Source organism: Virgibacillus siamensis, from assembly GCF_900162695.1.
Lineage (GTDB): Bacteria > Bacillota > Bacilli > Bacillales > Amphibacillaceae > Lentibacillus > Lentibacillus siamensis_A.
Genome location: NZ_FUIH01000007.1, coordinates 106990 through 131131 on the forward strand (window position 1 = coordinate 106990; position 24142 = coordinate 131131).

At 38.0% G+C, this 24142-nt stretch carries 28 protein-coding genes and 1 pseudogene; 18 read left to right on the top strand and 11 right to left on the bottom strand.

Features of this window, described 5'->3' with window-relative positions; translation table 11 throughout:
• Positions 1-179: 179 nt before the first annotated feature.
• The 11 genes from B1K71_RS04095 (at position 180) to B1K71_RS04145 (ending at position 7511) form a co-directional block, all read left to right on the top strand.
• Positions 180-401: a hypothetical protein gene (locus tag B1K71_RS04095; RefSeq protein WP_077324735.1), complete on the top strand. Its 222-nt coding sequence runs from the start codon at positions 180-182 to the stop codon at positions 399-401.
• A gap of 24 nt (positions 402-425) precedes the next feature.
• Entirely contained in the window at positions 426-740 is a 315-nt protein-coding gene (locus B1K71_RS04100) for a PTS sugar transporter subunit IIB (RefSeq protein ID WP_077324736.1), read from the top strand.
• A complete protein-coding gene (locus tag B1K71_RS04105; protein ID WP_077324737.1) occupies positions 737-2044 on the top strand; it encodes a PTS sugar transporter subunit IIC in 1308 nt (435 codons plus the stop codon). The genes B1K71_RS04100 and B1K71_RS04105 overlap by 4 nt, the downstream gene beginning before the upstream one ends.
• Positions 2045-2059: 15 nt before the next feature.
• Entirely contained in the window at positions 2060-2389 is a 330-nt protein-coding gene (locus B1K71_RS04110; RefSeq protein WP_077324738.1) for a PTS lactose/cellobiose transporter subunit IIA, read from the top strand.
• Positions 2390-2456: 67 nt separating this feature from the next.
• On the top strand, positions 2457-3452 hold the full coding sequence (locus B1K71_RS04115) for a Gfo/Idh/MocA family protein (RefSeq protein ID WP_077324739.1): 996 nt from the start codon (positions 2457-2459) through the stop codon (positions 3450-3452).
• Between the two features lie 480 nt (positions 3453-3932).
• Positions 3933-4304, top strand: coding sequence for a PadR family transcriptional regulator (locus B1K71_RS04120; RefSeq protein ID WP_077324740.1), 372 nt, complete (start codon positions 3933-3935; stop codon positions 4302-4304).
• Positions 4273-5031 carry an HAAS domain-containing protein gene (locus tag B1K71_RS04125; protein WP_083954083.1) on the top strand — a complete coding sequence of 253 codons (759 nt, stop codon included), beginning with the start codon at positions 4273-4275 and terminating at the stop codon, positions 5029-5031. The genes B1K71_RS04120 and B1K71_RS04125 overlap by 32 nt, the downstream gene beginning before the upstream one ends.
• 190 nt (positions 5032-5221) lie before the next feature.
• The gene (locus B1K71_RS04130) at positions 5222-5428 is read left to right on the top strand and encodes a hypothetical protein (RefSeq protein WP_077324742.1); all 207 of its coding nucleotides are present in this window, start codon (positions 5222-5224) and stop codon (positions 5426-5428) included.
• Between the two features lie 103 nt (positions 5429-5531).
• The gene (locus B1K71_RS04135) at positions 5532-5828 is read left to right on the top strand and encodes a TIGR04104 family putative zinc finger protein (RefSeq protein ID WP_175631830.1); all 297 of its coding nucleotides are present in this window, start codon (positions 5532-5534) and stop codon (positions 5826-5828) included.
• Between the two features lie 272 nt (positions 5829-6100).
• Positions 6101-7015 carry a class I SAM-dependent methyltransferase gene (locus tag B1K71_RS04140; protein ID WP_077324744.1) on the top strand — a complete coding sequence of 305 codons (915 nt, stop codon included), beginning with the start codon at positions 6101-6103 and terminating at the stop codon, positions 7013-7015.
• Between the two features lie 184 nt (positions 7016-7199).
• Positions 7200-7511 carry a DUF3784 domain-containing protein gene (locus tag B1K71_RS04145; RefSeq protein WP_077324745.1) on the top strand — a complete coding sequence of 104 codons (312 nt, stop codon included), beginning with the start codon at positions 7200-7202 and terminating at the stop codon, positions 7509-7511.
• 297 nt (positions 7512-7808) lie between these two features.
• On the opposite strand, the pseudogene B1K71_RS20360 reads toward B1K71_RS04145, so the two are convergent.
• Together B1K71_RS20360 and B1K71_RS19815 are read right to left on the bottom strand one after the other, a co-directional pair.
• Positions 7809-7931: pseudogene (locus tag B1K71_RS20360) on the bottom strand (helix-turn-helix domain-containing protein); the annotation flags it as partial.
• A 67-nt stretch (positions 7932-7998) separates the two neighbouring features.
• Complete coding sequence (locus tag B1K71_RS19815) at positions 7999-8157, bottom strand: hypothetical protein (RefSeq protein WP_175631831.1); 159 nt, start codon at positions 8155-8157, stop codon at positions 7999-8001.
• A gap of 349 nt (positions 8158-8506) precedes the next feature.
• Between B1K71_RS19815 and B1K71_RS04155 the strand changes: the two genes are divergently transcribed.
• Positions 8507-8806: a DUF378 domain-containing protein gene (locus tag B1K71_RS04155; protein WP_077324747.1), complete on the top strand. Its 300-nt coding sequence runs from the start codon at positions 8507-8509 to the stop codon at positions 8804-8806.
• 83 nt (positions 8807-8889) lie between these two features.
• Complete coding sequence (locus B1K71_RS19820; RefSeq protein ID WP_175631832.1) at positions 8890-9033, top strand: hypothetical protein; 144 nt, start codon at positions 8890-8892, stop codon at positions 9031-9033.
• Positions 9034-9347: 314 nt separating this feature from the next.
• Here B1K71_RS19820 and B1K71_RS04160 read toward each other — a convergent pair whose 3' ends face one another.
• The 4 genes from B1K71_RS04160 to B1K71_RS04175 form a co-directional block, all read right to left on the bottom strand.
• Positions 9348-10295: an AEC family transporter gene (locus B1K71_RS04160; RefSeq protein ID WP_428848852.1), complete on the bottom strand. Its 948-nt coding sequence runs from the start codon at positions 10293-10295 to the stop codon at positions 9348-9350.
• Positions 10296-10397: 102 nt separating this feature from the next.
• Positions 10398-10691 carry a transposase gene (locus B1K71_RS04165; protein ID WP_139343295.1) on the bottom strand — a complete coding sequence of 98 codons (294 nt, stop codon included), beginning with the start codon at positions 10689-10691 and terminating at the stop codon, positions 10398-10400.
• Between the two features lie 98 nt (positions 10692-10789).
• Positions 10790-11164, bottom strand: coding sequence for a TIGR02328 family protein (locus B1K71_RS04170; protein WP_077324749.1), 375 nt, complete (start codon positions 11162-11164; stop codon positions 10790-10792).
• Complete coding sequence (locus B1K71_RS04175) at positions 11164-11802, bottom strand: TetR/AcrR family transcriptional regulator (protein ID WP_077324750.1); 639 nt, start codon at positions 11800-11802, stop codon at positions 11164-11166. The genes B1K71_RS04170 and B1K71_RS04175 overlap by 1 nt, the downstream gene beginning before the upstream one ends.
• A 250-nt stretch (positions 11803-12052) precedes the next feature.
• Here B1K71_RS04175 and B1K71_RS04180 point away from each other — a divergent pair, with 250 nt between their 5' ends.
• The 3 genes from B1K71_RS04180 to B1K71_RS04190 all read left to right on the top strand — a co-directional run bounded on the left by B1K71_RS04180 (position 12053) and on the right by B1K71_RS04190 (position 15323).
• Complete coding sequence (locus B1K71_RS04180; protein WP_428848853.1) at positions 12053-14257, top strand: MMPL family transporter; 2205 nt, start codon at positions 12053-12055, stop codon at positions 14255-14257.
• A gap of 70 nt (positions 14258-14327) precedes the next feature.
• Positions 14328-14750 carry a pyridoxamine 5'-phosphate oxidase family protein gene (locus B1K71_RS04185; RefSeq protein WP_077324752.1) on the top strand — a complete coding sequence of 141 codons (423 nt, stop codon included), beginning with the start codon at positions 14328-14330 and terminating at the stop codon, positions 14748-14750.
• Positions 14751-14906: 156 nt separating this feature from the next.
• Positions 14907-15323 (top strand): YugN family protein, encoded by a 417-nt coding sequence (locus B1K71_RS04190; RefSeq protein WP_077324753.1) that lies wholly within the window; start codon positions 14907-14909, stop codon positions 15321-15323.
• 96 nt (positions 15324-15419) lie between these two features.
• On the opposite strand, the gene B1K71_RS04195 is transcribed toward B1K71_RS04190, so the two are convergent.
• Complete coding sequence (locus tag B1K71_RS04195; protein ID WP_077324754.1) at positions 15420-16424, bottom strand: DUF3231 family protein; 1005 nt, start codon at positions 16422-16424, stop codon at positions 15420-15422.
• A gap of 789 nt (positions 16425-17213) precedes the next feature.
• Between B1K71_RS04195 and ltrA the strand changes: the two genes are divergently transcribed.
• Positions 17214-19022, top strand: a complete 1809-nt coding sequence (gene ltrA, locus B1K71_RS04200) for a group II intron reverse transcriptase/maturase (protein WP_175631833.1) — start codon at positions 17214-17216, stop codon at positions 19020-19022.
• Between the two features lie 841 nt (positions 19023-19863).
• Here ltrA and istB read toward each other — a convergent pair.
• The 4 genes from istB to B1K71_RS04225 form a co-directional block, all read right to left on the bottom strand.
• A complete protein-coding gene (istB, locus tag B1K71_RS04210) occupies positions 19864-20613 on the bottom strand; it encodes an IS21-like element helper ATPase IstB (RefSeq protein WP_077324756.1) in 750 nt (249 codons plus the stop codon).
• A complete protein-coding gene (gene istA / locus B1K71_RS04215) occupies positions 20610-22196 on the bottom strand; it encodes an IS21 family transposase (RefSeq protein ID WP_077324757.1) in 1587 nt (528 codons plus the stop codon). The genes istB and istA overlap by 4 nt, the downstream gene beginning before the upstream one ends.
• 184 nt (positions 22197-22380) lie before the next feature.
• Complete coding sequence (locus tag B1K71_RS04220; protein ID WP_077324758.1) at positions 22381-22818, bottom strand: hypothetical protein; 438 nt, start codon at positions 22816-22818, stop codon at positions 22381-22383.
• On the bottom strand, positions 22815-23462 hold the full coding sequence (locus tag B1K71_RS04225; RefSeq protein ID WP_077324759.1) for a hypothetical protein: 648 nt from the start codon (positions 23460-23462) through the stop codon (positions 22815-22817). Before B1K71_RS04225 ends, B1K71_RS04220 begins: the two co-directional genes overlap by 4 nt.
• A gap of 146 nt (positions 23463-23608) precedes the next feature.
• Here B1K71_RS04225 and B1K71_RS04230 point away from each other — a divergent pair, with 146 nt between their 5' ends.
• Entirely contained in the window at positions 23609-24064 is a 456-nt protein-coding gene (locus B1K71_RS04230; protein ID WP_077324760.1) for a DUF2441 domain-containing protein, read from the top strand.
• Positions 24065-24142: the final 78 nt, after the last annotated feature.

Consider the following 24142-nt stretch of genomic DNA (forward strand, 5'->3'; position numbering starts at 1 on the left):
ACATTTTGTTCACCGAAATACTGAACTTATGGCACTTTTCTGCTTGTAAGTGCAGCCATCATTTATGTTGGCATGTTTTTTGCATAAATATATATGGTTGCGCGATGGTTATCCTTTCCTGTTATGTGTAACCGGAAGTATAGAAGGTAAAAACGTTGGATTAAAAAGGGGGGATTAAAATGAAAAGGTTTTTATTTATATATGGACTTGTATTTTCAATGATTTGGATTGGTTATGGACTGTATTCTGTATTCACCAATCAGCCATCCGCTAATCTGATTCTGGGATTCGGTATAGCCTTTTCGGTCGTTATTTGTGCCGCAACTTGGTTTTCCTATTGGTTGATGGGGCACTATCAGAAAATTGATGCCATGGCAAAAAGAATTCTTGCCAAAAACTAATACAATTAAAAGGAGAGATTCCATATGAAATTAATTATTTTATGTAGCTGGGGTGCTACGTCAAGTCAGTTGGCTAAAAAAGTACAGGAAGCAGCAGAAAAAAAAGGGATAGACCTTGAGGCATTCGCAGGGGGTACAGGTGAATTCAAACAAAAAGCGAGCGAATATGACGTCGCTTTATTGGAGCCACAAGTACGCCATCTGAAAAAGGAGGTAACCAAGGTAGCAGAACAGCATAGCATTCCGGTTGAACTGGTTGACCAGCGTGCATTTGCATTAATGGACGGCGATAAGGTGCTTGATCAAGCACTGAACATGATAAAGGGGGATCAACAATGAATTTAGCACAATGGCTTGAAGATCACCTGATGGAACCATTGGGTAAGATAGCGCAAAACAAATATTTGCAGGCAATTCGTGATGCATTCGTTATTTTTGCGTTACCGGTTATTATTACCGGGGCGGTTTTCCTGATTATCGCGAACCCGCCAACCTCACTGGACTGGGGGATTATAAACGCTTGGGAAGATGCGGTTAAGCCGATTCAGGCACAGCTGTTATTTCCATTCAATCTGACTTTTGGGTTAATGGCAATGACTGTTGCGTTTGGTGTCGGGTACAGTCTGGCAATCCGGGAAGATATGGATGCCGTTATGGCAGGTATCCTCTCCATGTTGGCATTTTTCATGACTGCATTTCCGGTAACAGATATTACGCAAGTGCCATTTGGAGAAATTTTAAATTATCTTGGTGGACAGGGATTATTTGTAGCAATTATTTTAGGTATAGTCACTACCGAACTCATGCGTTTTCTTATCAATAAAGGTGTGGCTTTTGAAATGCCCGCGGGTGTACCGCCGTATGTGATGCGAACCTTCAGAGCGCTTGTTCCATTCATGATTATTTTGCCGTTGGTTTGGATATTGGCCTGGATTGTTTGGGAAAACTTTGGAAAAACAATTCCACAATTGGTATTGGACCTGTTCAGTCCGCTAGTAGCAGCATCCAACTCTTACTGGGCAGCACTTGGTATGATTTTAGTAATGCTTGTACTTTGGTCCATTGGTATTCATGGAATGAACGTTGTGTCTTCAGTGGCATACCCGTTTTGGATGACACAGCTTGCTGCAAATGCTGACGCTGTGGAAGCTGGGGAAAAAGCAACTGGTATCGTAACAGAGCCCTTCTTCCACATGTTTACACATATTGGTGGTTCCGGTGCAACACTTGGTCTGGTGATTTTCATGCTGTTCTCGGCATCTGTTCAGCTAAAACAGGTTGGCCGAACAGCAATTATTCCGTCATTGTTCAATATAAACGAACCGGTTATCTTTGGGGTACCAATTGTGTTGAACCCGATATTGATTATTCCGTTTGTATTAGGTCCGGTCATTATCGTAACCATCAACTATATTCTGTTTGCCACCGGTGTAATGCCTCCAGTGGTTGTTCAGCCACCATTTACAGTGCCTATTTTCTTTGGCGGATTTATCGCAACTGGCGGATCTGTGATAGCGGGACTTGTTCAAATCATGAACGCGATTATCGCTGCCGTTATTTACTATCCATTTTTTAAGCGGTATGAAAAACAACTTGTTGATGAAGAAAGTTCATATAACGATGCAGAACCGGCAAACAGCTAGAGAGGGGTCAGCAAAATGAATTATGAAGAAATAATGATGCAGCTTATTTTACATGGCGGAAACGCCCGTGGTGCGGCATATGAAGCATTAAACGAGGCTGAAGAATACAATTTTGAAGAAGCTGAAAAACTGCTTGAAGAAGCGAATGAGGAATTTTTAAAAGGACATCAATATCAGACAGAGCTGATTCAAAGTGATGACGAAGAAGCACCAAACTTCTTTATGATTCATGCACAGGATCACGTCATGACAGCACAAGCTGAATTGCAATTGGTTAAGCGGATGATTACCCAATTGAAAATGACACAGAAACTTGAACAGCGGATTGAAAAACTGGAACAATAAAAGTATTTCAATGATACTGCCTCACATCACGGATGTTAGGCAGTATTTGTATGGGAGGGCTAGAAAAATGAAATTCGGAACAATTGGAACAAGCTGGATAACAGATGCATTTATTGGCGCGGCAAAGGAGATAGATGGATTTATGCTGACAGCGGTTTACTCCCGGACGGAAGAGAAGGCCGCCGATTTTGCAAAGAAACATGGCGCACAGCACTATTTTACAGATTTGGAAGAAATGGCAAGCAGCTGCCGAATTGATTGTGTATATGTTGCATCCCCAAATTCAGTCCATTATGAACATGTCCTTACCCTTTTAAAACATAAAAAGCACGTAATCTGTGAGAAACCAATTTTTTCAAATACTAAAGAATGGAAGGAAGCCTACCGGGCTGCAGAAGAAAATAAGGTTTATTTATTTGAAGCAATGCGTAACATTCATTCGCCCAATTTTACAAGGTTGAAGGAAAATACAGGTCGTATTGGCCGGGTTCGTAACATGTCACTACAGCTTGTGCAGTACTCATCACGATATGATAACTACCTGCAGGGAGAAAGGCCAAACATTTTCACAGCGGAATTTTCGGGTGGCGCCCTTGTTGACCTGGGTGTGTACCCACTTTCCGTTGCGGTAGGATTGTTTGGCGAACCGAACAACGTTTCGTATTACCCAGTAATGTTTGAGAACGGTGTGGATGGCAGCGGAACATTGGTTTTGACTTATGATGGTTTCACAAGCACAATTTTTTGTTCGAAAATAGCCAACTCTTTCAATTCCTGTGAGATTCACGGTGAAGAAGGGACATTGGTGTTTGAAGGTGCCGGCGAGATAAATAATCTGCGGTTAATCAAGACTCCATCGAAAGAGGAATCGGCATTGAAGTCGGTTGCGGTTGATAACAATATGGTGTACGAGATTGAGCATTTTACACAAATCATTAAGAATGAAGATAATCAGACCTATGAGTATCTCAAAAATCAGAGTTCCATTGTTCTTTCTGTTACAGAAAAAGCGCGCAAACAAAGCGGTATTGTTTTTGGTACAGAAAAAACTGAAATGCAATAAGCACATTGATGGTAAAACGGTATGCATGAATGTCTGAAAAATTTTTGTATGGATAATTTCTATAGCTACGATGCACTAATGAATTATTGCTGTAATGTGTTTGGTGCTATGTTGACCTTTGCCCGGATTGTAATGTAACCTTTTCCAGTCTCATAGGCTTTGCGTATTCCACTTTTTCTTAAAATTTCACCGGCTGGTGCGACAGAGGGAGTTTTCACGGAGGAAAGTGGGGAAAATCAATCAATCTTAGGCAAACGGGCGCCTATGCGGAAGAATAGGAGGATCCAAAAATATTATCTTAGTTACTGTTGAAGGACGTAAATCTAAAATAAAGGTTACGTCCTTTTTAATGGGAGAAGCAATTAAGCAGAGTTAACAGTCAATGAATAATTAATTAAAAATACCTTGCATTACAAGTTACTTGAACTTATACTTAATATATACCTTGCAAAACAAGATAATAAGAATGGTGGACTTACAATGTCGCAAACTCAAATGTTAAAAGGAATCTTGAATGGTTGCCTCCTTGCAATTATAAAGGGGGAAGAATGCTATGGATATGAGATGGCTGAACGTTTAGGTGATTATGGTTTTCATGATATAAGTGAAGGGACAATCTACCCATTATTAATGAGAATGCAGCGGGAAGGACTTGTAACGTCTGTTCGTAAAAAATCAACAGCAGGTCCCAAAAGGAAATATTATTCTCTTACGGAAGAAGGTGTTCAGGCTTTACATACTTTTTTAAACAGGTGGAGCCACCTTGAAAAAAGTGTTAATACAATTATTAATCAAGAAACCAATGAGCGAGGTGGGAAGAATGGAAGAACATCAACTAACAGATCAGAGTAAAAAATTTATTGATGATTTAAGACTGTACTTATTTTCAAGTGGGAAAAATAATCAGGAGATTAACGAAATTGCTGAAGAACTTGAGGATCATCTTGTTGATGCTGAATTGAATGGGAAGTCAATTCAGCACATTGTTGGATCATCACCCCAGGAATATATGACAAGTATTTCAAACGAGATGACGAATGACTACAAAGCTTGGGCGAAATATGTTCCACTTATTGTGATGGGTGCAATATCTTCTCCAGTTTTAGGAGATGTAATGGAAGGTACATTAAGCTATAGCTTATTACAAATCATTGGAACGACATTGTATAGTATCATATTCATGGTGGGAGTTTTTACAACTTTTCGCTATGTGGCCAAAAAGCAATTGTCTAAGGCAGCAGAATTTCTTTTATTGTTGATTCCAACATTTATAAGTATTCTTTTCTTTATAGGGTTGATCACAGCCGATATGTTTTATCAAACACCTACCATTGAATTTGGTATGTTAGGAAGCGTCATAACAGGAATCATTCTTATAGTATTTGTTATTCTATTTTCAATTTGGGCTAAGACTGCTATTTTACCTGTAGTATTGATAGCACTTCAACTTCCGACATTTCTACTATCTTTCACTTCATTCAGTGAAGAAATGCGGTTAGTTACTGGAATGTTGTTAACCTATTTACTGATAGGCGCCTATTTGTTTTTTGAATTTAAAAGATTAAAAAGAAAAGAATGATGTGAATTCAATAATTAAATCTTCAAAACGGTTTTAAGCAATACGAACGGGAGCTAATCCAGAATATGAAGTGACCCCATAAAGTTAGACAGGTTATTTTGTTAAGCAACTGGTTGGGCGTGAGTTCGGAATTGTATGGGACTCATGCCATTTAATGGAATAACTTTTTGATGAAAAGGGGGGGACATAGATGTTTTTAAAGAGGTTTAATCGAACAGGAAAAGTGATTGCATTTATAGGATTGTGGGTTTTTGCCTTTGGAATTGCATTTAATGAGACGACATCAGGGATTTCAGGTACCCCAGAATCATCTGCAGCATCATCAATCCCCTTAATTGTCATAGGTATAATAATGTTGATTACGTCAAATTTCTTCAAAAGAAAACGTGAAAGATAATATTATTCGGTCATCGGGAGCAAAAATTGAATAACTATTAATTGTTATCAGTTTCTAATTAATGAAAGAGCTGCAAAATGGGGGATTATGGGAGGGGTTTTTAATGTCATTACCTGAATGCTGGTCTTGTAAATATATTTTTAAATGGGGAGAATTATTATTTTTTATCGATGGTCATAAGAAATGCCCAAAGTGTGGTGAAAAGCAATACATTACAACACACAGTCATTGGAAATCAGGTTTTTATTCGCTGGCATTATTACTTATTCTTTTCATACTGAATATATTCGATCTGACTGTTACTTTGACAGCTATTTTCACTTTTCTTTCGTTGGTAGTAGTCTTATCACTTATCCCATTTAAATTAGAATTTACAAATGACAGAGAGCCATTCTTTTAAAGTAACTAACAGGTGAGTTAGCCCAATTTCAGATATAAACATTAAAGCCTTGTTCCGCAAAAGGGCGCTATTCCATAAGGAATAGCGCCAATATTGTATATAAGGGCAAGAGTTGAAACACTTATTGAGAAATTAGAGGTACGTATGCCAAATCATCATTTGTTACGATTATTTGTACATTATCTTTGCTCCACATTATCATAAAATGTCTGAAAATTCAAGTCTTGTTATACATCTGTAGAAGGTGTATTAAGTAATAGAGGTGATAAAAAATGGAACAAAAAAGTATGACTGCACTTGTAAGCGCCTTTGCTCGAGCGTATCATTCTACGCAAAAAGAAATAAAAATATTTGATGATTATTTAGCTAAGGAGGTTTTAACGAGGGAAGAATACGAACAAATCGCTAGCCATATGTCCAAAGGCATTGATTTCTTTAATCCGTCTTTTGATGGAACAGAAGGTAAAGCTTTACAGTGGGTGGTAGATAATCAATTATCTCCTTCTCCACTCGGGAGAGCTGCATTTTCTGAAAAAATGCTTAACAATGCCGTGAAAATTGGTGCGGAGCAATATTTAATTTTTGCTGCGGGATACGATACGTTTGCTTACCGTCAACCTGACTGGGCGGCAAATATCGAGATTTTTGAATTAGACCATCCGGATATGATTGCGGACAAACAAAAACGCATTCATGATATGGTAGAGCAAAGGCCTAAAAACTTACACTATGTTGCTGTGGATTTTACGGAAAATAATTGGCAGAGCCGTTTGTTTGATTGCAAGGCACTTGATCAAAACAAAATTAGTTTTTGCAGTTTATTGGGAATCAGTTACTATTTGTCGGAAGAAAACTTTAAAGGGGTCTTTCAAGTGTTATCAGAACATCTACCAAAGGGTAGCAGTGTAGTTTTTGACTATCCTGATGAAAACACCCATACAAAGAAGGCAGGCGAGCGTGCTCAAAAACAAACAGCTATGGCCGGGGCAGCGGGCGAAAAAATGCTTTCTGGTTATTCATATTTTGAGATGGAAAAGCTGTTGAGCGAAAGCTCTTTTCTGGTTTATGAACATATGACGCCGGATAAGATCACCAATCAGTTTTTTCAGAGATATAACGAAGCTAATCCACAACATCAAATGACGGCATTTGATAATGTTAATTATTGTCTGGCTGTGAAAAGATAACTTGCGAGTCCTTTATACCAGAAACGGGCGCGTTTATCGAATAACGCGTCCTTTTTACTTTTAGGGCCACATCCTAGAAGAAGGCGATTGCTAAAACCTGGGGATTTTTAAATAATTGTTATTAAGTCAAATGGCAGTTTAGTTTAGTTAAAACTAATTTTAATTCAAGAGGAGAAGAAGATAAATGGTTGCGGGAATTATTGTTATACTAGCCGTATTTCTTATACTGGGTATTATATTTTCAAGTGGAAAGGCATCTTTCTTAATTGCAGGCTTTAATACGATGTCAGAGGAAGAAAAAGAAAAATATGATCAAATCGCGTTGAGTAAGTTTATGGGGAAAATGATGTTTGCTTTATCATTTAGTTTGATGATCTTGGTACTTAGTGAGACGCTTGAAAACAGATGGTTATTAATTGTTGGACCTGTTTTATTCATAGTGATATTTGTATTTATGCTTATCTATACGAATTCGTGGGAAAGATTTAAGAAATAGTAATGAGACTATTCAAGAAAAGGGCGCGATTGTATGAAAATCATAAGCCTGATTCCTCGTTAAAAGAAGGAGGAATCAGGCTTTATATATTTATTCTATAATGCAAAATAACGATGAAAGTGACGAGTAGCCCTTTTACCACCATGATAGTCAAGAAAAACCAAAAAAATGACCACCATTACAAGGTGATCAAAATAAAAGGGGCTCAATAGGGAACCTACATTCCCTTAAGTGGTTGTTTTTATTATAACCAACTTATTAAAGTTAAGTCAATGGAAAAGGGAACAGTCGTTTGTTTTACGATAAATTTTCAGATTTCTTTTTAAGTTCACGTTTTATTCGATAGATTGTATTTCTGGAAACGTCTGTATATCGGTGAATGTCCATGACAATTTGTTTTTGCTGCAAGATCTTAATAACTTTTTCATATACAGCTTTATCCTTTCCAGTAGCGTTAGCGTGATAATTAACTTTTCTACCTTTATATTTAGCCTGTTGATTTTCCTAATTCAATACCTGGTTTCGTTTCTCGAATAGTTTTACGTTCTTCTTCTACCATCCATGAAAGTAATTGAAATACAATATCTGTAACTAATTGACTGACCCCTTCAAGTTCTACATATATTCGGATATCAAGAACTAGCATATCAGGGGTCACCTTCTTTCCTTGTATTATTTATTAGTTCTCCCTAATGAGAAAAAAATTATGTTTATTTCTCAAGATGCTTCAAATCAGTATGAAAAATAAGTTGCTGCAGAAAATAAGGAGTACTTCCGTCAAATTCCATGGAGTTATCATCAACGTACGAGAAGAATTAATTCTACGTACTTGGAATTGCGGTAACATCTACTGGGGTTGTGTTGTGAAGAAATAAAACCATGTAAACCAACCAATGAGTCACGGGTTAGATTATTGGCCTTTTGACACAATGTTGGTTGAACCCCGTCAGAAGATGATTTTGGCAGGAATGCTAAAACAAAAGGAGGTGTAATCCATGAGTATATTGACACGAATTGCGCTGGTTTTAGTTATAATCGGTGCTATTAATTGGGGGCTTATTGGGGCATTCCAGTTTGATCTGGTTGCTGCAATTTTTGGTGGACAGGATGCCGGCTTGGCAAGAGTTGTGTACGCCTTGGTAGGAATTAGTGGATTGGTGTGCATTGGCCTTTTATTTAAAGATTCACTAGAGCAGGACCATGAAGGTGAAGGTATTTCAAGATCAGGGAATATGGCATACAGTACGGAGTTTGCGGAAGAAACAGATATATCGGATGAGGAAAGAAAAAAATAGAAATCAAGTAAAAAAATCAATCTTGAACAGGGACTGTGTTCGGCACAGTCCCTGTTCAGAAAAATTAAAAAGGATGTTTTGTTATGCATAATTTGGAAAATCATCTTGTTGATTATAAAGAAGGATTAAAGAAATATGAAAAATATATGCTGGAATTGGTGCAAACATTCCATGAATATACAGAGCACTGTTTCAGGGGTGGAGAAAACTCCTTGAAAAATAAATAATTCAAATTTTTTGCATGAGTAATTTTTGTAACCCAGTTAACGGGAATCCCAAGTAATGATTTATACGATACATGGTAATCATACCTGGATACATTTTCTGGGGTAAGCGTCCAGTAACTTCAAAACGCATCCATGGTGGGGTGAAAATCCCAGGCTGTTTCGAGCGATATAGGGAGAAGTTGGGATGTTTCAAATATATATAATTTCATTAATTATCTCCTCACTGGTTTTTTATGAATTCACTGTATACATGAAGTTTCTGTCTGCTGCAATACCCAAATCCGTTTTGTCCAAAACATGGATGACGGTTCAGTTTAATTATGCAGAAAGCCTACCATAAAATAAAGAAATGGAATGGTTAGTATACACAATATTGTTGTTAGCAGTACGCCGATTGATGCAAATAATGTGTCACCCCCATATCTTTGGGAATACAGCGTGATAGTTGGAGCGGAGGGCATACCGGAAACGATGACAGCGATTAGAAGGACTGGTAAAGGAACAGAAAAAAAGGCAAAAATGAACAGAGTTGCAGGGAGCAGTACAAGTTTTGATGCAGCCGCCTTCCACAGGTAGCTGTTTTTTATCAGAATAAAAAACTCTTTACAGGGTATATTCGCTATTAAACTTCCAATTAAAATCATGGAAAGGGGGATGGTCATTTTGCCGACGCTTTCCAATCCAGTGGATACGATATCCGGAAAACTTATCGGAAATAAAAAAATGGTAATCCCTGCCAAGGTGGATAGAATACCCGGATTTAACAATATATTTTTCCAGTTAATCGTCTTTGCATTATTCTGGTGAAATAAATATACTCCGTACGTCCATATTAGAATTAAATAGCATAAGTTGAATATGGTCAAGTAAACAATTCCTTTTTCACCCAGGAGAATAAAACTGACGGCATAACCGATAAAACCCTGGTTCCCAAAAATAATCAGGCCTTCATAGACACTTTTTTGTTTCGCTGGAAGTCGCGCGTTTTGTCGCATCCAAAATGCCAAAACGCATGAGACCATAAGTATATACACTGACATGGCAATCAGCCACGTAAATTCTTTTGCTAAGGAAACAGAAAAACGAATGTCAAGGGAAAATAAAATGAGCGCGGGTAACGTGATGTACAGGATAAGCTGTGTCAGAACATCATTTGCATGTTTGTCCAGAATACCTGATTTCCTTGTGATAAATCCAAGTGCGGTAATACCGTACAGCATCAACATTTCTTGCAAAAATACTACTGCCGATTCCAAAGTCATCACCCTGGATTACTGTATGTGACAGCAGCTCAAAGGTTAATAGTAGATGAAAATTGTAATGTCAGTACTAATTTATGGATGGCTATACGACCAACACACACGTCATTGCCCCCGTTCTTCCGTGGTAATTAATAGTAGCCGGTAAAGGATGTACAACCCAATATAAGCTCCAGTGACTAGAAAAAATGGATTCAAAAAAACAGCATGAATTTCTGTCATAAAGACGGTATTATCTTTAATAATTTGATAAATAGATAAGGAGGAAATGGTCCCAAATATCAATGTGGAGATGATTGCAGCTATATTAAAAATTAAACGATAATTCGAAGAAACCTTTTGCAATAAAAACATTATAAATGGCACTACGATAGTGCCAGCAACCAGAAAAACACTCACAATATCACCTTCTGAAAATAATTTATATCACTAGTATGACCTCCAGGCGAATATTAAGTCGTTCTGTCTGGCATATTTCTTGTCTGCGGCAGTCCTGCTTACAAACATATTCCTTTTTCCCGAAGATTTTCGATGCATTCCAGTAGGTAATCCTGATTATGCTCGGGATAAATTGGGTGGTCAGGATGGTAATTTGTTTTATTAAAATCCTGTTTAAGAAAGGGTGGACAAGCTTTTCCTCGGTAGTATGGGTCTTCCCATTGCGTGGCATTCCGGTATCCTCTTCGTTTCATTTCGCTCATCACTTTCATATGGTATAGGTAGAGTATATATGGTGAATGATGGAAGACATAATTAACCGTCGCATGCTTTTTGCCCCAGCCATTCCCTCGCAGTGCACAGCATTCGCGGTGCTGCCCCAATAACTGCTGACGTGGTAACTTGGGAAGAAGTTGTTCATGCCATAAACGCATTATTTATCCTCCATTTCATCATTTGGACTGATTCCATTCCATAACAGGTCCACAATCTGTTCAGCCATTTTGTCTGTATCAGAAAAAAACTTTTCCTCTTGATTATCTAAATTGCCTATTTTCAACAATGACAAATAGGCATGAACAGTAAAAATTGGTTGGACACTACGGATTTCCACCCGTTCCATGGCGTCGATAAACGCGTGTTCCAATGCCTGATACATATCCGTTTCTGCCTGGTGTATTTTTTGTTGTTGCTCGGGTGACAGGGCATTGTTCAATCCTTTTGTTAATCCGTTGGTATCAACATTGGTGGTTGCTTTTAAATGTGTTTTTGTAATGTTTAAAAGCCGCTTTTTTAAAGGAAGGTTTTCCTGCAACATGCTGTTCATTTTCTTACGAATGCGAATCATCATTTTTACCATTGCTTCGGTAAATAATTCCGCTTTGCTGGCATAGTAATAGTAAATAGTGGCTTTTGTTACATTGCATGCTTTCGCAACATCGTCAACTGAAATAGTTGGATACCCATTTTCCAGGAAAAGACGGGAAGCTGTCTGAATAATAATTTCTTCTGTTGGCATTGTTTGGTCACTTGTCCGGGGTCTGCCCAGCGGACGTTCATTTCTCTTTTTCAAATTGCTCGCTCCTTGTCGTTACTTATACGAGATTATATCATATTATACATGACAGTTGATAATTAACCAACCAGTATATATAATTACAGTAACATGTTGGTGTATTTAGGAGTACTGCGACTTTTTAGCATACCCGTTATTGTTCAAAGGGGACCCTGAATATAGCAGACAATCGATTTATTGTTTTATATTGTGGTAATCCTACATACAGCACCATTACAAAAAGATTCTTAAGCCTAAGGGAGGGAGATTGATGAATAATTTATTGGAAAAATGGGGGAAAACCGTTGCAAATAGGAAGAGTCGTTTTGCAACATTAGTAATCTGGGTTTTGATTATTGGTATTCTGACAGTTCTGTGGCCCCAGGTAAACAGCCAAACGACAACTTCGCAAGATCTGTTGCCGGAAGATGCCATGTCCAATCAGGCAGCAACCATAATGGAGAAGCAGTTTCCGGATAATAATGGGATTCCGTTATTGTTGGTCTGGTACCATGATGGCGGATTAACGAAAGAAGATTATAAGTCTGTCAAAAATTTATATCAGAAACTAACGGATAATCCATTAGCACACCAATCACTTGTACCACCACTTGGAAAAGCGCCAGTTCCTGCACTAAAACAGATGGCTTCCGAAGATGGCGAAGCACTTATTACCCCAGTGTTTTTTAAAAAAGCCGCGTCAACAGATGAATTGCAACAAGCTATGAATGTGCTGAAGGACAGCGTGACAGATTTAACGGGACATGATCCGTTTAGTGGAGCAACAACATCTGATGATTTACAAACGAGGTTTACAGGTCCAGTCGGTATCCAAACAGATGCCACTGAATTGTTCAGTCAGGCCGATATTACCTTATTAATTGCAACCGTCGTACTGGTATTAGTGTTGCTGGTCGTGTTGTACCGCTCACCGATATTAGCTGTTGTTCCGCTTATAAGTGTTGGAATTGCCTATGGAGTAATCAGTCCTTTACTCGGTTTTATGGCACGGGAAGGCTGGATTGTGGTTGATTCACAGGCTATATCGATCATGACGGTATTGCTGTTTGGCGCTGGGACGGATTATTGTCTGTTCCTGATTTCAAGGTATCGTGACGAATTACAGCTGGAGGTTAATAAATATACCGCACTGCAAAAGGCAATCGCCCATTCCGGTGGAGCGATTATGATGAGTGCGCTGACGACCACTATCGGACTTCTTAGTTTGTCGCTTGCACAATACGCTTCTTATGACCGTTTTGCCGTACCGTTCAGTCTGGCTATATTTATTGTGGGGATTGCTGTACTTGCATTTCTGCCAGCCATTTTAGCATTACTTGGCAGAACCGCTTTTTTCCCGTTCATTCCACGTACAGAGGAAATGGCCAGAAAGTTGGAGGTGAAGAAGGGCAAACCTGTTCGTCATCCCAAAACCAGGAGCTGGTTCAGTAAATCAGTCGGCCGTTGGGTGACAGAAAAACCATGGCTTATTATTGCTGTATGTACCATTTTCCTTGGAGCAGCGGCTCTCATTGCACCGAAAATCTCGTATACGTATGGACTACTTGATTCTTTTCCGGAAGATATGCCTTCAAGGGAAGGGTTTACCATCATTGCGGAACACTATCCTTCGGGTAAAATTGCTCCCGTACAGGTGATTGTTGATTCAGAAGGAAAAGAAATATCCATACTACATACACTTGTTTCCATGGATATCACGGAAACTGTCGGTAGTCCAAAAACAGGGGAAGATGCGGACTATCAGGCGTACGAGTTAACATTGGCAATTGATCCCTATTCGGAAAAAGCGATTAATAAGATACCTGACATAAAAGATGCAGTTGCTGAAGATCTTAAAGAGGCAGGAATCGAGAATGCCGATACCAATGTCTGGATTGGTGGTGAAACAGCAACGCTATATGATACAAGACAGGTTACAAATCAGGATCAGAGCATCATCATTCCGGTAGTGCTTATCATTATTGCAGCGCTTTTGCTTGCTTATCTCCGTTCCATTGTGGCGATGATTTATCTTTTACTGACCATCTTGTTGTCCTACTTTTCTGCGTTAGGATTAGGCTGGTTATTTATTCACTATGGATTAGACGCATCCGCCATGCAGGGATTGATTCCGTTGTATGCATTTGTGTTCCTTGTGGCGCTCGGTGAGGACTACAACATTTTTATGATGTCGAGCATTTGGAAAAATCGCGAAAAAATGCCGTTGAAACAGGCTATTTCAGAAGGTGTTGGACAAACGAGTGGTGTAATTAGTTCAGCTGGACTAATTTTGGCAGGAACATTTTCGGTATTGGCAGTCATGCCACTGCAAGTACTAGTACAATTCGGCGTAGTAACGGCAATTGGTATTTTGTTGGATACATTCATTGTCAGACCGTTACTGGTTCCGTCCATCACAACTGTACTTGGAAGGTATGCTTTTTGGCCAGGTAAATTGTGGAAGAAAAAATAAATGTGATATTCGGTTAAAATTTATTCATAAAGGTACAATGGGAATATAACCATGAAAGGGGTGTATTCACTTGAATCAACAGGAAATAAGAGAAAACATTGAAAACATCCTGGACAACAGCGCCGTTGGTGTGATGGCGACTGTCCAGCAAAACAAACCACATTCACGATACATGACGTTTCATCGTGATGGTTTAACACTTTACACAGCTACAAATAATAATACGCATAAGACCGAGGAAATAAAGGAAAATCCCCATACGCATATTTTATTAGGATATGAAGGGGAAGGGTTTGGTGATGAGTACGTGGAATACGAGGGAAAAGTCAGCATCAGCCAATCCGATGCGATGAAAAAAAAGTTGTGGAATGAATATATGGAAAGCTGGTTTAGCGGGCCAGATGATCCTGATTATATCGTACTTGAAATAACACCACAGAAAATTCACTTAATGAATAAGAAAAATGCTGAGCCAAGAATATTAAATTTATAAGATTTAACCGGGTATTTATAGTGCCCGGTTTTTATGTGTATTTCATCGATAAGAAATACTTTTTCAGATACTTCTATTATGTGTGCAGTAAGCTTGGTATGTTTTTTTTATGAGGAGTAAATAATACCATTAACACCTTTAAAAGGAGTGGTTGTGTTGATTGAATTGCAAACAGAACTGGAAGGAAAGCAGACATACTTTCGTAATATGGTGAAATACAGAAAAAGACTGAATTATTGCCTGGGCGACTGCTGGGATTATCATAAGGGATGCTTGGACTCAGCATTATGGCGTGAAGGTGGTGAAACAATATATTTGAGGCTTCCTTTCAAAGTGTTAGAGGGAGAATTGGATCGACCGAATGCCTTGATTGAATTTGAAACACCCTATGTGATAAAGCATGTCGTCAATACGGGATTGGATAGAAGTGCTGGCGCTCTCGGAGCTGTCTCAGGGTTCAGCCAGTTTCAGGATCCACTGGATCGGGATGGTTTAATCAGGGATAAAAATGAATGGGAAGAAAACGGTGAACAAGCTGTTGAACGAATTGTGGAGCATGTCAGTTTTCTGTAAGAAAGTCGGAAAAGTTGGATTGGACATAAAAGTAAATAGTTGTTAAAGAAGGATTTAAGGTGAAAAATGCCCTCTGTTGAAAGGGCACTATAATTTTCATTTGTCTTTTGCAATTTTTTTCCTGTCAGGAGCAAGAGGGGGCTGCTCCAACCATCTATTTTTCGTCATAATATTAAACCATTCTTTCGTGACCGTCAGACTTTTTAAGATGCTTTGTTCATAATTCATAACAAGATCCGTTCGCATTGCAGTTGCAAGACCTGTCCCATGGAATGCTTGTGCGGTTTGCAATAGGAATCCTATATGATACAACATCAGCTTATCTGAAAAAGGGGACTCCTGAGAAGTTGTTACTTCTGATTCCCATGACATTGGTACAGGCAAATTATCTTTGTGTAATATTTTTCCGAATGATTGAATTTGCTTATCCGAAGCTTTTTCTGCTGACTTTAAAAACTTTCTAACTTCCTTTGATTGCGTTACCTGACTGAATCCAATTGAAAGGGACTTTTCCATTATCTTTTTCTTCATGTTTAGTGAGAGACTGATAATTTCCGTCGCTGTCAATGGACGGTGATCACCAAAGTAGCCGTCGATAAACTGTTGCCCTGATATAAACTCAGGATTATTTTCTGGATAAAAGTATGGATCTCTTTGGAAATGCCCTTTTTCTAAAAGTAATTCAATCGTTTGGTGGTACATCTTCTTCCCACTATCATCACACCCGTCATAAAAATCCCTCAGATCCTTTCTTACCGAGGAACTGAGTGATCCCGTATGCCCTAATAATCCATGTAATGTCATAATGTGCAAATAGTGTAGGCAGAAAATGTCAGAAAACAATCTTTTTGCACCTTTATTAAGATCCGATTCTGTAAATCCAATCGGAACTGGAAATCCTTCATTTTCAATGAACATCGATATCTGTTTTTTTTGTTTGCTAAATATATGTATTGCTTCTTCAAAAAGCGTTTTTATTTTTTCATCTTCTATGATGGACAACATATATTTGTTTATAATATCAACAGCTGTTCCGTTTACATATTCTCCCCATAATGTCCCTATTTCAGCGGATGTGAGTTTTAAATTTTCTTTACTCATATAATCACCTCGTCTTTATGTTTCCCAAAGTGTTTTCATTTTATTTAAGAATAATTGTTAAAAGAAGCAATTAAGCAAACGGGCGCGCGCGACAAGTTCCGCTATAAACCCTCTCAAGGGTGAACATGCGGGGAATTCTATTAATTTTAACGTTACAACGGAGGATGGGAATGATGGAACCATGTTTCCTGAAACCATCCCATCAATATTCCTGCGTGCGTCATGAATGACAGTTCATGGGGTACGAAGCACAGGTAGAGTCGGCAGAAGGAAGGCTAAATCCATTCCAATTGGAAAAGGTATGCTAACTGATATGCCGGATGGCTGAAAAAGTAGACACGGTGAGAATGTTCCACTAGAAGCGAACTGACAAACTTCCGAATGTAAGGGTCTAAAGTTTGAACATAGTGTAAAGCTATGTCCCAGCTAACGTTGGGGCGAGTGGTGTAGAGTAAAACTGCGCCCTCTGAAATACGCTATACCGAACAATGGCGGTATCGTGCTCGCAGGCTTAAAGGAAGCACCTACGTCTAAAATGGATAGCTACGTTGTAAGGTACTTGGGAAGTAAGGAACGTTGAAAGAAGGACTGTCATCCGAAACGTTTGTAATAAGGCGAAAGTCGAAATACATTTATCCTTGCGAAGGTAGGGGTACGACTGATGAATCTCTGTAATGGGAGTGGAGGAACAGCCCCAAGTCTAGCGAATTAGAATGATTATTTTCTTCACGTGAATGACACCGATCGGGTAGGAATGTGGGAACATCACTCTTTGGGAGGGATGCCACAGTGTCAACTTTGAGATATTGGGATTACTACAATATGACGGAAACTTTTACGGATTTACACAAGAGGGCTAGTAACAACCATTCATTTAACCATTTATATGAAATGATTACATCACGAGAGAACATTATACTAGCTTATAGGATGGTCAAATCTAATAAAGGGTCGAAAACATCTGGCACAGATGGAAAAACCATCAAAGATATCAAAAGGCTTACGGAAAATGAATTAGTGAACGTAATTCAAACAAAACTAAAAAACTATCATCCTAAGAAGGTCAGAAGAAAATGGATTGAAAAGGAAAACGGTAAATTAAGACCACTTGGCATTCCATGCATTCTTGACCGTATCATTCAACAGTGTTTTAAACAAGTTCTTGAGCCAATTGCTGAAGCCCATTTTTATAAACATAGCTATGGATTCAGACCGTTACGGTCTACTCATAATGCTATGGCAAGAGTACAATTCCTAATTAATCAATCGCAGCTTCATTATGTTGTGGACATTGATATCAAGGGGTTTTTCGATAATGTTAATCATACACTTCTCATCAAACAGTTATGGAATTTAGGCATCCATGATAGAAAAGTATTAGCTTGTATATCTAAGATGCTAAAAGCTGAAATTGATAAAGAAGGAGTGCCATCTAAAGGTATACCCCAGGGCGGTATCTTATCAACGATATTATCGAACGTTGTATTAAATGATTTAGACCAGTGGGTTGCAGATCAGTGGGAGTTTTTCCCCCTCTCGAAAAACTATAAATCTCAAGTTGGAGAAAGATATGCGAAGAAACGTTCAAACCTCAAAGAAGGTTACCTCGTCCGCTACGCGGACGATTTTAAAATTCTCTGCCGAGATGGAAAAACAGCCCAAAAGTGGTACCATGCAGTTAGATTATATATTAAAGAACGTTTAAAACTGGATATCTCACCAGAAAAGTCGCAGATTGTGAATTTGCGAAAAAGAGAATCCGAATTCTTAGGGTTTACCATTAAAGCCAATATAAAGAAGGATAAAAGGGTTGCCCATACAGGCATCAAACGTAAGAAACGGGAGAAACTTAAAGAACAAGCTAAAATGCACATCCGAAGGATGAAAGACTCCCCTACAGTCCAAAATGCTTTACGCTTTAACAGTTTTGTTTTAGGTATTCACAATTATTTTAACAGAGCTACACATGTCAATCCAGAATTCTCACGTCTTGCCTATGATCTAAAGGCCTTTCTGTACAATCGCCTTCGTACTGTTGGGAAATATGGACATCCAATCAATCCTACTTCAACCTATAAGAAGTTTTATAGTAAAGGATTTAAAACGTTCAAAATTGCCACTGTACACCTGTTTCCTATAGGAAACGTCAAAACAGTAAATGCCATGAACTTTAGTCCATCATTATCTCTTTTTACAGAAGAAGGCAGAAAGAAAATTTACGATAAATTAAAGCCAAATATTGAATTTGAAATCAGCGTACTAATGAAGGCAAATCTCCCAGATAGAACAGTTGAGTACATGGATAATCGCATTAGTCGTTTTAGTATGAAAATAGGCAAATGCGAAATCACAGGTTGGAATTTAACTGCTTATGAAGTTCACTGTCATCATTATACACCCAAACATCTTGGAGGAACGGATAGGTTTAACAATCTTCGTATTCTTCATAAAGACATACATCGGCTTATACATCGTAAAGATAACGAAATAATTGCATCCGAGACACAGAAATTCGGATTGAACTACTCAATAATAAAGAAACTAAATCAATACCGAATGGAATGCGGGCTGGAAGAGGTAGAATTATCTCACGTCTAAAAGTAACGAAGAACTTATAATCAATTATAAATCGGTAGATGGAGCGCCGGATGCTGGGAAACTGGCACGTCCTTGGTGTGGAGCAGGGGAAAAGCTGGAGATAATTTCAAAGGCTTACCTATTGCTAACAAGAGTTGAACAATGATGGGTTGTTTCTAGCAATCCATTTTCTTAGTATTTAATGATTATTGCAGATGAATTGAGCAAACTTATGCGTAGTTTTGAGCCACCAATTGCAGGATATAGAGCCGCCCATCTGCGGAGCTAAGAGCCACTAGTATACAACCGCTCTTTAATGAATAGACTCAGAGCCACAGCGGAGCTGTTTGCCATTGACTGTAACGCCCGATTCTTTGCATATGCTAGAAGGGGCGGGACCCCGCCAGCAAATGCTTTAGAATCGGATTGTCCGTGTTATTATACTTGAGCAGGTGTGCCTCCTTGGCATTATTTATGACAGACTTGCGATTGTTCCTCAACACGGACAAAACAATAGTGGCGGGCAATATTATTTGCGCTAATTTTAGCAAAACATTGGTGGTGGATCTCCTTCGCAATACTCATTTAATTCATTACAAGGCAGCACTTTACCGGCAAGCTCGTGTGATTACTTAAATGCACCAGGAGACCACCAACTTAAAGTTCAGGTATATGATAAAGCATAACTGCTAACTTTACTTCTCTATTTTTATCTCCATTAATATGAAACTTGTAATTTAACCAGGATTCATCCTTCTCATTAACAAAACCAAAATAATTTGGATGACTAATTATTTCTTCTTTAGTGGTTGTGTAACCGTCAAGTAAAATGTTACAGTTTTCGCTAATTAATTTGTTACACTTATTCCTCAAATATGGATGATCTATGTTTCATCCGATAACTATCCCCATTTAAATGAATGATCTCTGCTCGATGAATAATGCGATCCAGTATAGCCGTTGTTATGGCTGGGTCGCCTAACAGCTCACCCCACTCCTTCGGTGCCTTATTGGAAGTAAGTACAATACTGGCGTTATTATATAAATCGTTAATTAAATGGAAGAATAAATTTGCTTCATGTTGGTCCATTGCCATAAACATTAGATCATCAATAATGACGAGATCTGCGTTTCGTATACGCTTCAACCTGGTTTGTGATTTGCGCGTGATTTCCTCGGTTTTCAAGGCATGTATCAACTCATCCATGGATGTGAATATTACCTTATAACCTCGATTAATTGCCTGCATTCCTAGCCCTATCGCCAGGTGTGTTTTACCAACACCCGGCGGTCCAAGTAGGATAATGTTGAATAGTTGTTCAATCCACAATAACTCCTTCAATTTATTAAATTGTTTTTTACTCATGGACTGTTGCTCACTTACATCAAACGAATCTAGCGTTTTCCGATAAGGAAATGTTGCCCATTTCATCCGTTTCTCGATCTGTTTTTCATCACGTCTTTGTTGTTCGTAATTAACCATTCTTATAAGCATGCTTGCATATGTTTCATCATTTGATTCAGCCTCCTGTAGGAGTACTGGTAAATGATTTGCTGTTTCCGTAAGGCGAAGGGACTTCAGTTTACTTTGTAGTGTCGTCAACTGTTTCATCGTTCATCCCCCTCCAAAACGGATACATATTCATTGATATCTCTTGTTTGTGTATTGGTTTGAACTATGGAATCACCCAAAGGGTGAATTGAACTGGGTACAATTTGGGAATGTTGTATCGTTTCCTCTGTAACTGTTACCCCTCGTTGTCGTTCAAGGTAATGAATGACATCGCTAAAATCTGTTGCACTGAATAATTGTTTCACCATACATTCTGCTAAAGCTAGATCTAATAATTGCTGTTCATATTTTTTAATTTGTTTGGCCATTATTTGTAGTTGATCACGAATGTAGCGTGGTTTTCGCTTATAGATTTCGTTCAAATACAACCTTGCTTTTTCTTCTTCTGTGAATCCCGATACAACTGTTTCAATGAATGTATCAATACCTTTGGTACGATCACGCTTATGTTTGTTATTCTGAATCAACTTCCCTTTTCCAGGGTCTATTTTATGTTTTGCGATGATGGATCCACCTTTCGATTCTCTTATACAAAGGTACGCATCATCCGTTGTTTCAATATAAACCTCTTTTGTCTTATGGAACGTCCCGAGAGGAACGCTGTATCGATTAGAGTCATACCAAATAACATTGTCTTTACGAACGGTTCTTGTTATACTTGATTCATAGTGGTTATCGGCAAATTCGTCGATACGTTGAGAGATTGGTCGCAAGTGTTGCTTTTCGAGGGTGAACACTTCTACCGGTCTCTTTTTTGTTGTGTGATGAATTTTGTAATTACCAGTGCGCTCTAACCAGTCCCATCCCGCCTCATTCCATGCATCAAGCCCGTAATATAATCGGTTTTTCGCAAAATTATGTTTGATATACTTGATAACATTTTCTATTTTTCCCTTGCTTTGCGGATCAGCTTTCCTGCACATTCTTATTGTCAAATCTCTGTCTTCTTTATAAGTCTGAAATTCACGTGTTAGGATTAAATCCCCACTATTTTCACTTACGAGAATCAGTGCATCCTGATCATAAACAATCTCGTCCGGAATTCCTCCTCCAAAATAATGAAAGGCATTCTCGTGGGTTCGAACCACATCTCTAGTGGTAAAGGGCCTATCCAACCACTCTTTATATTTATATCGTGAATTAGAAAGAACAAACGCTATTCCATAAAGTTTTACCTTTTTGCCATCGGGAGTTAATTGCTCCGTTTGCCCAAAGTCTACCTGCACCTGCTTGCCAAATGGTAGTTCTGGCACAGCCTCATGAGACCGAGGGTTTGATTCCTTTTTAATATCATGTTCTCTGCGTAGTTCTCTTACATAGAGCCGAACCGTGCTTTCAGCTACTTGCAGTCCCTGGTACTTCTCCATAAGCCAATCAAATACTTGGGCAGCTGTCATGTCAGGATGTTCACGTAACCAGGAGAGAATCAATTCTTGATAGTCATCCAATTTCTTCTTTCTAGTTTTTGTTTGCGTAACCCATTCCGCCATATCCTGTGGATTACGTTTTAGGTAACGGTATACAGTGACCCTGGATATACCAAGTTTTTCAGCCACCTTTACTTTACTAAAACCTTGTTTTAATAATTGCTTAATGTCCATATACATGTTCCACTTATCCACCTTTTTTCCTCCATCACTGTTGTCATCTATCAAACTATTATTATAACAGTGTTGGATTATGTTTTGTGCCGCATTCGCGCCGGACAGTTTTTATATGGCTGCCCGAGGGCAGCCATATAAAAACTGCACTCACATCTGTAAAAGTGTAAACTTTTATTTAGCGGGAACTGTATACTTTAGTTTATCAGTCACAGGTTGCTAATACTGTGCTAAATTCCTTGTTTTTTACAAACATAATAACAGCTGCTTTAGAATCTCGCCAAGTTAAATAACTTAGAAGTTGACTGATAGTGTCATGAAGGGACTTCTTACCTCTCCAAAACTTGCATTCGCCTATAAAAACATTTTGACTATTATGCTTTAACAAAATATCTGTTTTCCCAGTTTTATTAAAGGTTTCACCAGTTGCCGATCCTTCAAAATTTGGTTCCAACATCATAAGAAAATGATCTCTAAGATGCTCTTCTTCTTTTCCGGTATACACTGATGGCTTTCTTTCAAATTCTTTACCCATATCATGAATGATGTTTAAAATATCTAAATAAGTACTATCAGGTAAGGTTGGTTCGGGTTGGAAGCCTTTTTCATCAACAGTGGGTAATGTTCTAATTTTTTTCTTCATTTCGGGAGCTGGAATTGAGAAATTCTTTGGAACATCTGAAGATATTTTATTGGAACGCTTAAAGCTGCCATTTGCTTTCTTCTTTCTAGAAGTTCTTTTTTTCTTTTAGAAAATTGAGTATTTATGATTTCTTTTAAAGAATGATTATATGCTTGCACATTCTTAAAGCTATTATCGACGTTTCTCTTCATGGAATCTATGGTACTTTGATAGTCTCTATTTACATTCTCCACACTTGAAGAAGAATCAACGATTTCAAATAAAATTTTATTGTTATTGCTCCATTGAACCTTTATACTCCACATATTAAATGGATTAGGTTTAAGCTTTAATAATTCAGCGTTACCAGTGAAGGGTATATGGTAAACATAAACAACACATCTCTGTATATAACCTCCATAAAATCTGTCATTAACTTCTACATCTTTTTCTGAAGCTTCAGCATAAACATTATTAAAATCAAATGATATTGGTTCAATTGTATATTTTTTATGTAAATAGTCTTTGTATTCAGTTTCATTTACATTCAAAATATAATCTTCTTTTGCATTATATATAGATTCTTTAATCAGTGCATTTTGTTGTTTTAAGTAACTGGATAAGTCCCCTTCATAAAAAATATTAAAACTATTACCGTAATACAATGTTTACCCCTCCAAAACATGCTTTTATTTATTTTATCATTTTGAATTTAATGTACAAGAGATAAGAGTGTGAGCAAATAGGATGTTGTTTTGAAAGAAGGATAATCACCTTTTTTGTCGAATAAAGTAGATGAGAGGGGGATGTTATGGTTGATTATTTCCATGTGTCAAATGATGTTTTAGAGAAGGGGGAAATGCTTGAATGCAAATACGGAAAGGTAATATTAGACGAGAGATATTATTCCTATAGCAATTATAACCACGATCAATATTTAAGGGAGATTATTTTTGAAGAGGTTAGAACAACTAATTTTGCTAATAAACCTTCCAGGTTAAAATCTATCTATTTATTTGACGATATTCGATTGGCTTTGAAATATAAAGGCGATTTAAAGAAAAAATACATTTATACAATAAGGGTTGACGATGGATCTAGATTATTAAGGACAGATATGAATCTTATAAATCTTAGCGTAAAAAAGTCGATAGCTGAAATCAGGAGTCTTGCATCATGCTATTTTTCTGAAGGAAATGAAACGGAGAACCCTGAAGTTATTTGCGAAGGTCGTGTTTGCATTCAACATAGAATACATATTGGTTAAGTCTATGTTGAATGCTTTTCCTTTTATACTCACTTGGTTAAGTAAGTAGAGGTAGCGAATCCAACTTCAACTACCGGG

Bases quoted from the DNA above. Each gene is read 5' to 3' on its own strand.
- B1K71_RS04170 (WP_077324749.1), bottom strand. From the start codon at position 11,164: ATGCGTTTATGGCATGAACAACTTCTTCCCAAGTTACCACGTCAGCAG.
- B1K71_RS04120 (WP_077324740.1), top strand. From the start codon at position 3,933: ATGTCGCAAACTCAAATGTTAAAAGGAATCTTGAATGGTTGCCTCCTT.
- B1K71_RS04130 (WP_077324742.1), top strand. From the start codon at position 5,222: ATGTTTTTAAAGAGGTTTAATCGAACAGGAAAAGTGATTGCATTTATA.
- B1K71_RS19815 (WP_175631831.1), bottom strand. From the start codon at position 8,157: ATGCTAGTTCTTGATATCCGAATATATGTAGAACTTGAAGGGGTCAGT.
- B1K71_RS04220 (WP_077324758.1), bottom strand. From the start codon at position 22,818: ATGAAGAAAAAAATTAGAACATTACCCACTGTTGATGAAAAAGGCTTC.
- B1K71_RS19820 (WP_175631832.1), top strand. From the start codon at position 8,890: ATGCATAATTTGGAAAATCATCTTGTTGATTATAAAGAAGGATTAAAG.
- B1K71_RS04100 (WP_077324736.1), top strand. From the start codon at position 426: ATGAAATTAATTATTTTATGTAGCTGGGGTGCTACGTCAAGTCAGTTG.
- B1K71_RS04105 (WP_077324737.1), top strand. From the start codon at position 737: ATGAATTTAGCACAATGGCTTGAAGATCACCTGATGGAACCATTGGGT.
- B1K71_RS04135 (WP_175631830.1), top strand. From the start codon at position 5,532: ATGTCATTACCTGAATGCTGGTCTTGTAAATATATTTTTAAATGGGGA.
- B1K71_RS04230 (WP_077324760.1), top strand. From the start codon at position 23,609: ATGGTTGATTATTTCCATGTGTCAAATGATGTTTTAGAGAAGGGGGAA.
- B1K71_RS04095 (WP_077324735.1), top strand. From the start codon at position 180: ATGAAAAGGTTTTTATTTATATATGGACTTGTATTTTCAATGATTTGG.
- B1K71_RS04195 (WP_077324754.1), bottom strand. From the start codon at position 16,424: ATGAGTAAAGAAAATTTAAAACTCACATCCGCTGAAATAGGGACATTA.
- B1K71_RS04115 (WP_077324739.1), top strand. From the start codon at position 2,457: ATGAAATTCGGAACAATTGGAACAAGCTGGATAACAGATGCATTTATT.
- B1K71_RS04110 (WP_077324738.1), top strand. From the start codon at position 2,060: ATGAATTATGAAGAAATAATGATGCAGCTTATTTTACATGGCGGAAAC.
- B1K71_RS04125 (WP_083954083.1), top strand. From the start codon at position 4,273: ATGGAAGAACATCAACTAACAGATCAGAGTAAAAAATTTATTGATGAT.
- istB (WP_077324756.1), bottom strand. From the start codon at position 20,613: ATGAAACAGTTGACGACACTACAAAGTAAACTGAAGTCCCTTCGCCTT.
- B1K71_RS04160 (WP_428848852.1), bottom strand. From the start codon at position 10,295: ATGACTTTGGAATCGGCAGTAGTATTTTTGCAAGAAATGTTGATGCTG.
- B1K71_RS04140 (WP_077324744.1), top strand. From the start codon at position 6,101: ATGGAACAAAAAAGTATGACTGCACTTGTAAGCGCCTTTGCTCGAGCG.
- B1K71_RS04155 (WP_077324747.1), top strand. From the start codon at position 8,507: ATGAGTATATTGACACGAATTGCGCTGGTTTTAGTTATAATCGGTGCT.
- B1K71_RS04145 (WP_077324745.1), top strand. From the start codon at position 7,200: ATGGTTGCGGGAATTATTGTTATACTAGCCGTATTTCTTATACTGGGT.